15 protein-coding genes, 1 pseudogene and 1 riboswitch are annotated in these 12,857 nt (G+C 38.6%); of the genes and pseudogenes, 10 read left to right on the top strand and 6 right to left on the bottom strand.

Features of this window, described 5'->3' with window-relative positions; translation table 11 throughout:
- Nucleotides 1-83 precede the first annotated feature (83 nt).
- A pseudogene (locus HMPREF0023_RS08310) lies at nt 84-797 on the top strand (GNAT family N-acetyltransferase).
- Between the two features lie 12 nt (nt 798-809).
- On the opposite strand, the gene HMPREF0023_RS08305 reads toward HMPREF0023_RS08310, so the two are convergent.
- The 3 genes from HMPREF0023_RS08305 to HMPREF0023_RS08295 all read right to left on the bottom strand — a co-directional run bounded on the left by HMPREF0023_RS08305 (nt 810) and on the right by HMPREF0023_RS08295 (nt 2,459).
- The gene (locus tag HMPREF0023_RS08305) at nt 810-1,079 is read right to left on the bottom strand and encodes a hypothetical protein (protein ID WP_008941812.1); all 270 of its coding nucleotides are present in this window, start codon (nt 1,077-1,079) and stop codon (nt 810-812) included.
- Between the two features lie 11 nt (nt 1,080-1,090).
- On the bottom strand, nt 1,091-1,708 hold the full coding sequence (locus HMPREF0023_RS08300) for an L-threonylcarbamoyladenylate synthase (RefSeq protein WP_005081475.1): 618 nt from the start codon (nt 1,706-1,708) through the stop codon (nt 1,091-1,093).
- An 88-nt stretch (nt 1,709-1,796) separates the two neighbouring features.
- Nucleotides 1,797-2,459, bottom strand: a complete 663-nt coding sequence (locus tag HMPREF0023_RS08295; protein ID WP_008941811.1) for an elongation factor P hydroxylase — start codon at nt 2,457-2,459, stop codon at nt 1,797-1,799.
- A 96-nt stretch (nt 2,460-2,555) separates the two neighbouring features.
- Between HMPREF0023_RS08295 and HMPREF0023_RS08290 the strand changes: the two genes are divergently transcribed.
- The 7 genes from HMPREF0023_RS08290 (at nt 2,556) to lysM (ending at nt 6,734) form a co-directional block, all read left to right on the top strand.
- A complete protein-coding gene (locus tag HMPREF0023_RS08290) occupies nt 2,556-3,116 on the top strand; it encodes a YceD family protein (RefSeq protein WP_008941810.1) in 561 nt (186 codons plus the stop codon).
- Between the two features lie 74 nt (nt 3,117-3,190).
- Nucleotides 3,191-3,376 (top strand): 50S ribosomal protein L32, encoded by a 186-nt coding sequence (rpmF, locus tag HMPREF0023_RS08285; RefSeq protein ID WP_004638135.1) that lies wholly within the window; start codon nt 3,191-3,193, stop codon nt 3,374-3,376.
- Between the two features lie 197 nt (nt 3,377-3,573).
- On the top strand, nt 3,574-4,560 hold the full coding sequence (fabD, locus tag HMPREF0023_RS08280) for an ACP S-malonyltransferase (protein ID WP_008941809.1): 987 nt from the start codon (nt 3,574-3,576) through the stop codon (nt 4,558-4,560).
- Nucleotides 4,557-5,291 (top strand): 3-oxoacyl-ACP reductase FabG, encoded by a 735-nt coding sequence (gene fabG / locus HMPREF0023_RS08275; RefSeq protein ID WP_004638137.1) that lies wholly within the window; start codon nt 4,557-4,559, stop codon nt 5,289-5,291. The genes fabD and fabG overlap by 4 nt, the downstream gene beginning before the upstream one ends.
- An 86-nt stretch (nt 5,292-5,377) precedes the next feature.
- On the top strand, nt 5,378-5,614 hold the full coding sequence (gene acpP / locus HMPREF0023_RS08270) for an acyl carrier protein (protein ID WP_004655272.1): 237 nt from the start codon (nt 5,378-5,380) through the stop codon (nt 5,612-5,614).
- A gap of 185 nt (nt 5,615-5,799) precedes the next feature.
- Nucleotides 5,800-6,045, top strand: coding sequence for an acyl carrier protein (gene acpP, locus HMPREF0023_RS08265; RefSeq protein WP_265586522.1), 246 nt, complete (start codon nt 5,800-5,802; stop codon nt 6,043-6,045).
- 215 nt (nt 6,046-6,260) lie between these two features.
- Entirely contained in the window at nt 6,261-6,734 is a 474-nt protein-coding gene (lysM, locus tag HMPREF0023_RS08260; protein ID WP_005081486.1) for a peptidoglycan-binding protein LysM, read from the top strand.
- A gap of 74 nt (nt 6,735-6,808) precedes the next feature.
- On the opposite strand, the gene HMPREF0023_RS08255 is transcribed toward lysM, so the two are convergent.
- Complete coding sequence (locus HMPREF0023_RS08255) at nt 6,809-8,857, bottom strand: TonB-dependent siderophore receptor (protein ID WP_008941807.1); 2,049 nt, start codon at nt 8,855-8,857, stop codon at nt 6,809-6,811.
- A 237-nt stretch (nt 8,858-9,094) separates the two neighbouring features.
- Here HMPREF0023_RS08255 and HMPREF0023_RS08250 point away from each other — a divergent pair, with 237 nt between their 5' ends.
- Nucleotides 9,095-9,994, top strand: a complete 900-nt coding sequence (locus HMPREF0023_RS08250; protein WP_008941806.1) for a DUF1444 family protein — start codon at nt 9,095-9,097, stop codon at nt 9,992-9,994.
- Between the two features lie 12 nt (nt 9,995-10,006).
- Here HMPREF0023_RS08250 and HMPREF0023_RS08245 read toward each other — a convergent pair whose 3' ends face one another.
- Nucleotides 10,007-10,774: a hydroxymethylpyrimidine/phosphomethylpyrimidine kinase gene (locus tag HMPREF0023_RS08245; RefSeq protein WP_008941805.1), complete on the bottom strand. Its 768-nt coding sequence runs from the start codon at nt 10,772-10,774 to the stop codon at nt 10,007-10,009.
- Between the two features lie 93 nt (nt 10,775-10,867).
- Between HMPREF0023_RS08245 and HMPREF0023_RS08240 the strand changes: the two genes are divergently transcribed.
- Complete coding sequence (locus tag HMPREF0023_RS08240; RefSeq protein WP_008941804.1) at nt 10,868-11,542, top strand: HAD-IA family hydrolase; 675 nt, start codon at nt 10,868-10,870, stop codon at nt 11,540-11,542.
- Between the two features lie 60 nt (nt 11,543-11,602).
- On the opposite strand, the gene ribB is transcribed toward HMPREF0023_RS08240, so the two are convergent.
- Nucleotides 11,603-12,262: a 3,4-dihydroxy-2-butanone-4-phosphate synthase gene (gene ribB, locus HMPREF0023_RS08235; RefSeq protein WP_008941803.1), complete on the bottom strand. Its 660-nt coding sequence runs from the start codon at nt 12,260-12,262 to the stop codon at nt 11,603-11,605.
- Nucleotides 12,263-12,358: 96 nt separating this feature from the next.
- A riboswitch (FMN riboswitch) is annotated at nt 12,359-12,516 on the bottom strand.
- Nucleotides 12,517-12,857 lie beyond the last annotated feature (341 nt).

The following is a 12,857-nucleotide window of genomic DNA, read 5'->3' as shown; positions in this document are numbered from 1 at the left end:
TATATCAAAGCATATTCGACATAGAAAAACTTTATGATTAAATATGTGATTAGAGTCATATTTTTACAGCATAACAAATTACGATGAAAAACTATTTAAAAACACAACACAATGATCTTGGTCAGACCGTTGGCCTAGCTATTGAAAATTTCAAAACTAGTCAGCCGATTAAAGAAAGTATCTTTGGACAGAATATTCAATTGATCTCTATCGTTGGAACAATAGCTGATTCAGCCTTAGCACAAATTTGGGCATGTGTAAGTTCTGAACCCAATGCAGCATGCTGGACTTATTTACCTTATTCGGCACCAACCAGTGCGATAGTATTAAGGGATGCTTAGCATAACTTATTTGGTTTTTATGGATCAACACATTTTCTTATTGAGGTAGATGGAGAAGTTCAAGGCTGGATTGCATTACTTAATCCTCGGCTTGAACACGGTGCGATAGAGATTGGTAATGTTTATTTTTCGCATAAAATGAAAAAATCCAAAGCTTCAACAGAAACCATATTTCTACTGTTACAACAATGTTTTAAACACGGTTTTAGACGCGTTGAGTGGAAATGTGATGATTGTAATGCCCCCTCTAAAGCCGCAGCCTTACGTTTTGGATTTCAATTTGAAGGCTTGTTCCGTCAGGATCGGATTGTAAAAGGGCGCAATCGCAACACCGCTTGGTTTTCAATCATTGATGAAGAATGGCCTGATTTAGAAAAAATCTATCAACAATGGCTCAGTCCAGATAATTTTGATGAGCAAGGTTTTCAGAAACGTCGGTTAACTGATTTTACGTAATGGCTTAAGATATTAGGCATCGTGGATTGCATATTCGATAATGTTTTGACATTGATCATGCATACAAAGATTTCGGTGTTCGAGATTTTTCCATATTTCTTTTACAATGGAAACCTCTAAAAAATATTCAAAAATTAAGTGATTACTTTCGACTTGGATAAGTCCTATATCTGGTTCTTTTAGAACTTTTGTTTCAGATTCTAATGTCCAAGGTTCAACAACATAAATGGTTTCATCAGCTTGAAAATCATTTATGTTGAGTAAAACTTGAAATAAATCCATTTTATATAACGTTATTCAAACGCGCTGACGTCACCAACCCCGCGACGAATAATCTCTGGGTTTTCACCTGACAAATCGACAATACTAGTCGTGGATAAAGTACCGAAACCACTATCGATAAATACATCAATACGTTTACCGAGCTGATTTTCAATATCATAAGGATCATCAAGTGGATCTTTTTGATCGGGAAGAATCAAAGTACTGGTCAGCAAAGGCTCACCTAATTCTTTCAACAGAGCCTGAGCAACTGGATTACTTGGAATACGCAAACCAATGGTTTTTTTCTTTGGATGCATCAAGCGTTTTGGTACTTCACTGGTCGCGGGCAAAATAAAAGTGGTGACAGCAGGTGTATTATTCTTAAGTAATCGATACATTGCATTATCAACTTTGGCATAAGTTGCAATATCGGATAAATCACAGCACATAATCGCATATTGATGTTTTGGACCTAAACCACGAATTTGAGCAATTCGTTCCATCGCACTTTTATTACCAATCTGACAACCAATCGCATAGGCTGCATCAGTCGGATAAACTACGACATCACCAGCGCGAATGCGATCTACAGCTTGAGTGATTAAGCGAGCCTGAGGATTTTCAGGATGAATATGTAAATGCAACATTATTATAACTCCCTGATCTTTATGGCTGAATTTAGTATGAAACGTGTATAGGGGAGGATGCAAGTCTTAGATGTGATAATTTTGTCATTTAATCAAGCTGTTCGCGTTTAAATTCATCGCGTTGTAACGCTAAGCCATTACGTGTACATAGACAGATGTAATAAATAAAATGAGCTGCATCATCTGGTAATTTTGCTTCGCCAGAAAAGTAACGTTGGACCTGAGAGAACACATTGTCTTTAAATTGTCTTCCGTTACCACTGTCACCCGTCAAATTATCTAAAGACACTCGGAATTTTCGACCAAAGGCAGTCGCAAATAACCATTCAATCGCTTGTGGCTTGATTTCAACCTGTTCAAAAAGCGCCTGTTGTTCAGCTGTTCGACCATCTGGTGCATACCAATAACCCAAATCGGGTAATAGACGACGTTGTGCGCCAGAAATCGTCCAATGACTAATTTCATGCAGGGCACTATTAAAAAAACCATGCGCAAATTGGATTCTTGCAGGTTGTCCATTTTCCGCAGGGAAATATTCTGGTTCAAATTCACCTTTAACTAGTGTCACATTATGGTGGGAAAACCAGTGATTAAAGTGTAAAATAAGCCAATCAACCTGTTCTGGTTCTGTTGTTAACTTTTGCCAAGATGAACGTTGCACTTGATCTGGTGTTAAAACAGGAGCAGTGGTTGAATGGGTGCTAACAAGTAATGAAGTTGTTACTTCAAGTTGCGGCTGCAACAGGTGCATTGCTTAATTTACCCCGAGTTCTGTCTAAAGAAGTGCAAAATTGTATCTTAATCTTTGACAGAGTACCGATGAATTTGTAGAATTGCCGCCTTAATTATGTCAGCAAATACCTTTCCGGCACAGATTGAGCCGTTTAAATGGGCTGAACAGGGCTTTACATGGTCAGGAACACTGCCATTGTCTCGCTTTGCTCGTATCGCCCGTGAAGCTGTTGGATCAATTAATGATCAATTGATCAACATAGACTGTAAGCTATCAATGGATGCCTATCATCGCATTGTATGGTTAGATGGACATATTGATACAAGAGTTCCAATGGAATGCCAACGTTGTTTGGATACTGTTGAAACTGAACTTGTTTCAGATTTCCATTTGGCTTTAATCGATGATGAGTCACTGATAGAGCGCTTGGATGAGGATGCTGATTTCATCGTTTTAGGTGAAAGTGAATTTTCGAAAAAAGGTGATTTTGATACGCCTGCTTCGATTGATTTACTCGCATTGCTAGAAGATGAACTGTTATTGTTGGTGCCTTTATCTCCTAAGCATAATGCTTGTGAGCATAAACATCGACCTACCATTCAGGACGTTGTCGAAGAAAAACGGGATAATCCGTTTGATGTTTTGGCAGGTTTGAAGGGTAAACTTAACTCATAATTTATGTTATAATGTTGAGTTAAGACAACTGAATTTGTTCTGATCCATTTTTTCGATCTTTGTAAGGAGCCATCATGGCCGTTCAGCAAAACCGTAAAAGTCGCTCTCGCCGTGACATGCGCCGTTCACATGACGCTTTAACCGAGAATGCATTATCTGTAGACCAAACTACTGGTGAAACTCACCGTCGTCACCACGTGACTAAAGATGGTATTTACCGTGGTCGTCAATTATTCGCTAAAGCAGCTGATGCTGAATAATTGAATCATATGCATTAAGCGTTAGCTTAAAGTATAGAAAAAATGGGAGCGAAAGCTCCCTTTTTTGTTGTTTTTCGCAATTATAAAAAGATTAAATCAATGTTAAATTGCCGCATCGCTAAAGAGTCTATTGCTATTCTCATGTAGAATTATGGGTGTTGATCAAATTGGCGATAGACTAATTTAAGGATTTTTATATGTCGACTAAACGACTTGAGCAGGCAGCTCAAGCAACAAAAACTGCATTTGTTTTTCCAGGTCAAGGTTCACAAAAAGTAGGTATGCTTGCCGAACTTGCAGAGCAATTCAGTGTTGTTAGAGAGACTTTTGCTGAGGCGTCTGAAGCACTCGGTTTTGATCTTTGGCATATTGCTCAAAGTGGTGAAGGCTTAGACCAAACTGAAAATACACAGCCAGTGTTATTGACTGCCAGTATTGCCTTATGGCGTGTATGGTTAGAGTTAGGTGGTATTACACCGAAATACTTGGCTGGACACTCTTTAGGGGAATATAGCGCGCTGGTTGCTGCGGAAGCGATGACATTGGCTGATGCTGTAAAACTGGTTCATTTACGTGGCAAACTGATGCAGAGTGCTGTACCTCAAGGTGAGGGGGCAATGGCTGCTATTCTTGGTTTAGCGGATGAAAAAGTTGTTGAGCTTTGTCAGCAAGTATCTGCGGCAGGTCAAGGCTCAGTGGAAGCTGCAAATTATAATGCACAAGGTCAAGTCGTGATTGCGGGTAGTGCAGCATTGGTTCAACAAGTGATGGCTGAAGCGAAGGAGCAATCTGGTAAAGCGATTGCCCTACCAGTATCTGTGCCGTCTCATTGTTCATTAATGAAGCCAGCCGCAGAAAAGTTTGCTGAAGCTTTGGAACAAACTGCCATTGAGCTACCATGCCTTCCTGTAATACAAAATGTCAACGCGGAAATCGCGACAGATGTTGCTCAATTGCGTCAGGCTTTAACAGCTCAATTGTACCAATCGGTACAATGGACACGCACCATGCAATATCTACAGGATCAAGGTATTCAGTACGTGGTCGAATGTGGACCTGGTACTGTACTTAGCAATCTTGCAAAGCGATTACCGAACATAGAAAAAGCATTTGCCATTGATAGCAAAGCACGTATGGAAGATGCCCTAAACGCAGTGTTAGTGGTAGAAGGAAAAATTGCATGACACAACAACGAAAAGTTGCGTTAGTGACAGGAGCAAGCCGTGGTATTGGCGCAGCTATTGCACAGCAACTCATTCAAGACGGTTTTTTTGTAGTTGGAACCGCGACCTCTGAATCAGGCGCGCAAAAACTGACAGAAAGCTTTGCTGAACATGGAGCTGGTGCTGTACTCGATGTTCGTAACGGTGAAGCAATAGATGCACTTGTTTCAGATATTGAACAGAAATACGGTTCAGTTCTTGTATTGGTAAACAATGCGGGTATTACCAAAGATAACTTGTTATTGCGTATGTCTGAAGATGACTGGGATGATATTCTCAATATCCATCTGAAAGCCGTTTACCGCTTATCCAAGCGCGTATTGAAAGGCATGACCAAAGCACGCTTTGGGCGCATTATTAACATCAGTTCTGTTGTAGCGCATTTTGCCAATCCAGGACAAGCAAACTACTCAGCAGCAAAAGCAGGGATTGAAGCATTTAGTCGTAGCTTAGCGAAAGAGATGGGCAGCCGTCAGATTACAGTGAACAGTGTTGCGCCAGGCTTCATTGCGACTGAAATGACGGATCAGTTAAGCGAAGAAATTCGCAAAAAAATGACTGATCAAGTCGCTTTAAATCGTTTAGGTGAGCCTCAAGATATTGCAAATGCAGTGAGTTTCCTTGCCAGCGACAAGGCGAGTTACATTACTGGTACAGTTTTACACGTAAATGGTGGTTTATACATGGCCTAACTGGCGATGTATAAACTTTTAAAAATTTTTATATTCAATTAAACTAGTGGCAAATTAAAACGCCACAAGCAATGAGGAGAATTCCTGTGAGCGATATCGAACAACGCATCAAACAAGCAGTAGCTGAACAATTAGGTATGCGTGCTGAAGAGATTAAGAACGAAGCATCTTTCATGGATGATTTGGGTGCTGACTCTTTAGATTTGGTTGAACTTGTAATGTCTTTTGAAAATGATTTCGACATCACGATTCCTGATGAAGATTCAAATGAAATCACTACGGTTCAATCAGCAATTGATTATGTAACCAAAAAACTTGGTTAATCATATTGCATGATTGAAAAGCCACCGAAAGGTGGCTTTTTTATGTGCTCAATTTTTTACTTGAGAGGATTCATACATTTTTTTACAAGAAAAAAATAAACACTGAATATGAAATGAGTTTATTTAAGTGTATAAAATCTATGCTATTTAAAATAAATTATTAAATCATAACAACAAAAGGAAATATTATGAGTATCGAAATGCGAGTTAAACAAATTATCGTTGAACAACTCGGCGTAGATGAGGAAGAGGTCGTACCTAGCGCAATTTTTGTCGATGATTTAGGCGCTGATTCTTTGGATATCGTTGAATTGGTTATGGCTTTTGAAGAAGAGTTTGGCTTTGAAATCCCAGATGAAGATGCAGAGAAAATTAAGACACTCCAAGCTGCAATTGACTATATAAGGACTAATGTGGAAGGCGACATGTAATCGTATCATCCATTTTAGCGATCAAAGGCTACCGTAAGGTGGCTTTTCATTTTTGAATCTAAGAATCAAAAAAGTAAAAAATGTTGCAGCAGATCACTGTACATTTATTTACAAGACCGCTTTAAATTGAAACCTGTAGCATTTATTTTTTAGGTATAACTAGAAATTAGGTCGATTGAGGCCAATCTTCATAAATAATTACAGAGGAAATAACAATGGGTCTTTTTGATTTTGTAAAAGGTATTGGTAAGAAAAATACAGCACCAGCGGAACCACAAGCTGCGCCAGCAACACCAGCTGAGCCATCAGCTCAAGAGATTGCAAATAAATTATTAGGTTTAATTAAGAGTTTAGGATTAGGGGTGGAAGGTCTGTCCGTGACATATAACGGTACAACTGATACTGCTGTGATTAAAGGGCAGGTAAAAAGTCAGGCGGATAAAGAAAAAATCATTCTTGCTGTGGGTAATATCGATCATGTGGCACAGGTTGATGATCAAATGACAGTTGAAACCGCTGAGCCAGAAAGTAAATTCTATACAGTGAAATCAGGAGACAATCTGTCAAAGATTTCTAAAGAGTATTACGGTGATCCAAACCAATACAATAAAATTTTTGAAGCAAATCGACCTTTATTGAAAAATGCAGATGATATTTTCCCAGGTCAAGTATTACGTATCCCACAATAATCTGTGAATGTGAAAAAGGCGCTGAATGCGCCTTTTGTTTATTCTGATTCTAGAAATATTTGCTGAAATGCGATTTAAAATGAATAGGTGACGCCAAGTTTGGCGGTACGAGGCTGGCCAGGATAAACATAACGGTTGAATGCGCTATCATCATATCTCTTATTAAAGATGTTTTTGATATCGAAACTTAAACGTATATCAGATGAGAGATTGTAATAAGAAATAAAGTCTGTAGTGGCATAGGCACCCATAGTATAGGTGTTACTTGCTGTTTGTCCTTTTCGATTTCCTATATAGCGCTGATTTAGTCCTATTGCTAAACCTTCCAGTGGTTCTGAGTGGAACTCATACATTGTCAAGAAATTGAATGAATCTTTAGGAATATTCGCGAGGCGGGTTCCTTTCGCTAAGCTATTGTCCTTGCTCACTGCCGCATCTGTATAGGCATAATTACCAATGATTTTCCATTCAGGGGTGAGGTTACCAACGAGACTGAGCTCAAAACCTTTGCTGGTGACCTCACCTGCAGCAACGCTTTTAGTGCTATCGAGTGGATCTAAGGTGAGAACATTGTCTTTTTTTACATAATATAGAGCATTTTCAAAGGAAAGCTTGTCATCAAACAATGCGAGTTTAGATCCGATTTCATATGAAATACCTTCTTCTGGATCAAAGCCTTGATTGTTTCGATCGGCACCAGAGTTGGGTTTAAATGATTTGCTAATATTACTATAGACAGTAAGTTGTTCATTTAAATCATACGTTAAGCCAACACGAGGAATTAGCATATTGTGTTTGGTTGACCATGAAGTGTTATTTATAAAATTCGTATAATCATGTTGGTATTGTTCAAAACGTAGGCCAATCACGGTGTTAAGTCGGTCTGTAAAACGAATTTGATCTTGGATATAGAACGCTTTGCTGGTGAGCTGCTCATGATCATGTGTCGTGACGTTCTCTAGTGCGGGTAATGGTTGTGTGCGGTAGGGATGATGGATATTTAAGTCAAATGGGGCAGTAGAACGAATGATGTACGAGCGATAATCATAATCTTCAAATTCTAGTCCAGTGATTAAAGTATGTTGTAGATTAAATAAATCAAACTCGCCAACTAAACTTGCTTGGATATTTTTATCATTCCAGTCCAAATTTCGCCAATTATAATTTCGAGTAATGATCTCACCATGACTATCAGCTTTTATCCCATTCGCTTCAACGGCATAGCCATGTAAATTTCCATCTAAATATTGAGTGCCTACATTCAACGTCCATGTGTCATTGAGATGATGTTCGACCCGTAATTGGAACATATCATTATCGTTATATAAACGGTTTCGGTTTTTCCCTGATTCCCACCAATAGTCTTTTGGATTAAATGATAGTTTTTGTTGACCATCATAGCGGGTAAAGCCTCGATCAAGTGCGTGCTGATTTCTTAAAAAGTCCGCCTCTAAAATAACTTTTGTTTGATCTGATGGTGTCCATTGAATTACGGGTGCGATGTTCCATCGTTTTGAGTCCACATGCTCGCGATAAGTATCCCCATTTTCACCCATTAAGTTCAAACGATAGGTAATGCGATCATCTCCAGTAAAAGAACCAGTTGTATCGATGTTACTACGATAAAGTCCTTCGTCATCAATACTCAGGCCAAGTGTGGTTTTCCGATCGGGTTGAGGTGTCTTACTAACGACATTAAATGTCCCTCCTGGATCACCACGGCCATATAAACTCGATGATGCACCTCTTAAAACTTCTACACGCTCGATAGTTGAGCTATCAGGTGCATTAGGATAACCGCGATTGATCGGGAAGCCATTTCGATAATATTCACCACTGGTAAAACCACGAGAGGTGAGGGTGGTGAGACCTTGTCCACCAAAATTATTTGCTCGTCCCAATCCTGCTACATCGAGTGCTTCAGATAAGCGAGTTGCTTGAATATCTTCAAGTATCGCTTTATTAATTACAGTAACGGCTTGAGGGGTGTCTTTCAGCAAGGTATTACTACGCATTGCCGCACTTGCAGAGGTCACTTTATAGTCATGTTCAGCATTCTCAGAGGATGCCTCAAAAGTAAGGGTGGGTAAGGTACTGATTTGGTCGTTACCAAATGTAGTCATGGCACAACTCAGGGGTAACAAACTAGCTAAGATGCGGCGCTTTAACATGAGGATTATGATGAAAATTAAAATGATAATTATTATATTTTATTCGTTTGTTTGAATTGATGAATATTTTGCATAAGTGCTCATCAATGAATGACATATTTTCATATAAAATCTTAGATAGGAAAAAGATTATTTTTTGAGTGATATACAGATGATATAATTCATTTAAGTATAAATTGAAGACAAAAAATGAAAGCTCTAATCAGTATTATAATTCTATATACATTTTTGACATCAATGACTTTTGCATCTAATCAGATGATGGATGAAACACAATTCACGAATTATTTTATTCAGAGGGCAAAAAAAGATTTAGTTAAAAACCAATTTGAAATTGTTGCTCCCCTAACTGTAAAGGTAAAATCTATTGATCATACAGATAAAGAGGTAACATCTTTCTTAGATAATCTTTTTAAGCAATACAAAAATGATCCACAGGCATTAGATACTCTCTTAGACTCATTTATTTATAATTTAACTGGACATGAACTCCTATATGAAGAATCAATACAGTTGTCATCCGTGCTGGGTGTAATTAAGCCTGTAGAATATGTCTTGAGTATCCAAAAGCAATTATCTCAAGCAAAAAATGAGGATGTTGAAAAAATAGATTTATTAAAAAGAAGAATCAATGATGACCTTTATCTATTATATGTTTTTGATACAGAAAAAGGGGTAAGGTTTTTAACTACAAAAGACTTGAAAGATTTAAAGCTAGATGAAAATACTTTATATGAAAAGACAATAAGTAATTTAGAAAAATACTTTAAAATTAAAGGCTTGGTTTTTGATGAGATTGATGTAAATGGTCCTAGTAAATTGTACAAAATTAGTTTAGACGAAATGTATGATGCAAGTATTCTCATACTTCCAAGTTATTTAGATAAGAAAAAATATGATGTAAATGGTGAACCTATTTTTTTTGCTCCCAATAGAAATGTTGTATTAGTAGTCGGTTCAAATGATGTATATGGATTGAGAATTGCCAAACATATAGCTTGGCAAGCTTTCAATGAAATGGGATATTCAATCACACCTAAAGCTTATATCTACAAAAAAGGTTCTCTTCAAGAGTATCTAATTCCTTAGATGTAATTTATTTTAAAACCGCTTTGGAATTTTTTGCCCATGGGGTACTGGTGTTTCAGCGTGTTTTAATACGCCGAATAGCCATGTTTCTGCATGTTGTACGGCGATTTTTAGTGAATCACCGAGAGCTAAGCGTCCTGCAATAAAACTTGCCAAAGAGCAACCCGAACCATGATATTCACCATCTAGGCGAGGGCATTGACTTTCAGCAATCATTTTCCCATCAGCATAGAGCACATTACGGATATGATCAGGGGTATCTTCATGCCCACCTTTAACAAGGACTGCTTTTGCACCCATTTCAAATAATGTTTGTGTGGCTTGCTCGATGTCATCAACTCCTGTCAATGCTCTTAGTTCAACTGTATTGGGGGTAATGACTGTTGCTAGGGGAATTAACTCAACAAATGCTTTTACCAAAGTCGCTTGATCTCCCAGTGAACCACCGCTATTTGCAACCAGAACAGGATCTAGTACATATAAATACTCTGGGTGAGCGCGTAAGAATTCAGCCAATGCTGCAATATTATCGGTTGTGCCTAACATACCTGATTTTACGCACTTAATCGGTAAATCACAGACCACAGCATTTGCTTGAGCCAATAATAGTTCTTTTGAGGTTGCTTCAAAACCAAACACTTGCTGTGAGTTTTGAATGGTTAAAGCAGTACAAGCAATTGCAGCATGTGCACCACTTTGTCCAATCGCTTCAATATCTGCCTGAAGACCTGCACCGCCTGATGGATCTAAACCTGAAAAACAAAGTACGGTCGGACGCACTGCAATTTCCTTTTATGTTTTCATTTACGTTAGTATAGGGAAGTTTCGAGAAACTCTCGACTATGTTGTGTAAGGCTTTAAGAGATTGAACGAATGACGATCAAAAACATACTGATTGATTTAGATGGGACATTAACCGATCCTAAAACAGGCATTCATGGTTCGATTCGTTATGCGCTAGAAAAGCTCAATCAACCTTTGGCGAATGACGTTGATTTAGATTGGACCATTGGCCCACCTTTGAAAGCCTCATTAGCAAAATTATTAGATACTCAAGATGATGATTTGGCAGAACAAGCTTTAGCTGCTTACCGCGAGCGTTTTTCAGTGACAGGCTTATTTGAAAATGAAGTCTATCCAACAGTGGAAGGGACTTTACGGCAGCTACAAACACAAGGATATCAATTATTTCTTGCAACAGCGAAGCCCACAGTTTATGCAAAGCAAATTTTGGCTCATTTCCAGTTAGATCAGTATTTTACTGAAATGTATGGTAGTGAGTTAACAGGGGAACGTACCAATAAAGCAGATTTAATTGCTTATATTCTTGAGCAAGAGCAGTTGAATGCTCAGCACTGCATTATGGTGGGAGATCGTCAATATGATGTCATTGGTGCACGCGCAAACGGGATCGAAACCATTGCTGTAAATTATGGTTATGGAACAACGCAAGAGTTAGCTCAGGTACAACCTGTTGCGTATATTTCTGAATTTGGCCAATTGATTGAGGTGGTTGATCAATTAAATATTGAGCGAAAGGTTTCATAACTATATTGATCAAAAAGCCTCGAATGATCGAGGCTTTTTTAATGTTTAACTAATTAATAATTAAACATTATGTTTTAAGCGGTATTGGACTAACTCTTCAATACTGATCACCGTCAGACCATGGGTTTGCGCATAAGCAAGAACCTGAATACCAGAGGCCATTGAGCCATCTGGATTGGTTAATTCGCACAACACACCTGAAGGTTTTAAGCCTGCTAAACGAGCGAGGTCAATCGTTCCCTCAGTATGACCACGACGAGTGAGCACACCACCATCACGTGCGCGTAATGGAAATACATGTCCTGGGCGACTGAGGTCACTTGCTACAGCATCGTCTTGAGTCGCAGCGAAAACAGTCGTCACGCGATCTTTGGCCGAGACACCTGTGGTTACACCTTGAGCGGCTTCAATTGTTACCGTAAATGCCGTTTTGAATTGACTTGAGTTATCCTCGACCATAGGCGGAAGAGCTAAATGATCAGCCAATGCTTCTGTTAGGCATAAACAGACAATACCTGAACCATCACGAATCATTTGCGCCATAACTTCGACTGTTAAAGTTTCAGCAGCAATAATTAAATCGGCCTCATTTTCACGGTCAAAATCGTCCATCACCAACACGGGTTTGCCTTGGCGAATGTCTTCTAAAGCTTGTTGAATACGTAGTTCAGCTGGGGAAAGGGCTGAAAAGAAAAGTTCGGGTTGAATTAAACTCGACATAATGAAACGCTCTCGTAAATAAGCTACGGTTGAACATTTCAGGACTGATGTAAAAATAAGCGCGTACCAAAACAAACCAAAAGATTGTTTCGGTGGTTTCGTCTTCTTTCATCCGGACTATACCGTCGGCTTTGGCATTTCACCAAATCTGCGAGTATATAAACATATATACAAGCTCGTGGGCTGATTAGGTCATTTATGTTTAATGCCTAACTTACCACCGGTGGGGAATTTCACCCCGCCCTGAAGCGATGTAATTTGATTATAGCCAAAGTTGCTTTGAAAAAGAGAACTTTTTATAGAATGAATCGTTCTATAAAAATGAAAAAATATGATGATGGGCTCAATGTTTTTATTTTTTGCAAAGTTACCAATATTTTTTAATTCAGCTTACACTGAATAGATAAAACAACAATAACACGGAAGAATGGAAGATGAGCAAAGAACCAACAAAAGAACAAACAGTAGCCTTAGAGCAGCTTGCACAGCAACTTAGGCGTCCTGTGATGAGCTTTCAAGATTTTTCACAATTATCTGAGCAGCATCTTGCTTGGCTCAATCAGCAATTACAGCAAACCATTGAAGATGAAAATCG

Source organism: Acinetobacter sp. ATCC 27244 (assembly GCF_000156555.1).
Lineage (GTDB): Bacteria > Pseudomonadota > Gammaproteobacteria > Pseudomonadales > Moraxellaceae > Acinetobacter > Acinetobacter haemolyticus.
This window is presented reverse-complemented; position numbering and strand designations above follow the sequence as displayed.

Coding starts and splice junctions, on each gene's coding strand:
- HMPREF0023_RS08305 (WP_008941812.1), bottom strand. CDS start 1,079: ATGGATTTATTTCAAGTTTTACTCAACATAAATGATTTTCAAGCTGAT.
- HMPREF0023_RS08300 (WP_005081475.1), bottom strand. CDS start 1,708: ATGTTGCATTTACATATTCATCCTGAAAATCCTCAGGCTCGCTTAATC.
- HMPREF0023_RS08295 (WP_008941811.1), bottom strand. CDS start 2,459: ATGCACCTGTTGCAGCCGCAACTTGAAGTAACAACTTCATTACTTGTT.
- HMPREF0023_RS08290 (WP_008941810.1), top strand. CDS start 2,556: ATGTCAGCAAATACCTTTCCGGCACAGATTGAGCCGTTTAAATGGGCT.
- rpmF (WP_004638135.1), top strand. CDS start 3,191: ATGGCCGTTCAGCAAAACCGTAAAAGTCGCTCTCGCCGTGACATGCGC.
- fabD (WP_008941809.1), top strand. CDS start 3,574: ATGTCGACTAAACGACTTGAGCAGGCAGCTCAAGCAACAAAAACTGCA.
- fabG (WP_004638137.1), top strand. CDS start 4,557: ATGACACAACAACGAAAAGTTGCGTTAGTGACAGGAGCAAGCCGTGGT.
- lysM (WP_005081486.1), top strand. CDS start 6,261: ATGGGTCTTTTTGATTTTGTAAAAGGTATTGGTAAGAAAAATACAGCA.
- HMPREF0023_RS08255 (WP_008941807.1), bottom strand. CDS start 8,857: ATGACTACATTTGGTAACGACCAAATCAGTACCTTACCCACCCTTACT.
- HMPREF0023_RS08250 (WP_008941806.1), top strand. CDS start 9,095: ATGAAAGCTCTAATCAGTATTATAATTCTATATACATTTTTGACATCA.
- HMPREF0023_RS08240 (WP_008941804.1), top strand. CDS start 10,868: ATGACGATCAAAAACATACTGATTGATTTAGATGGGACATTAACCGAT.
- ribB (WP_008941803.1), bottom strand. CDS start 12,262: ATGTCGAGTTTAATTCAACCCGAACTTTTCTTTTCAGCCCTTTCCCCA.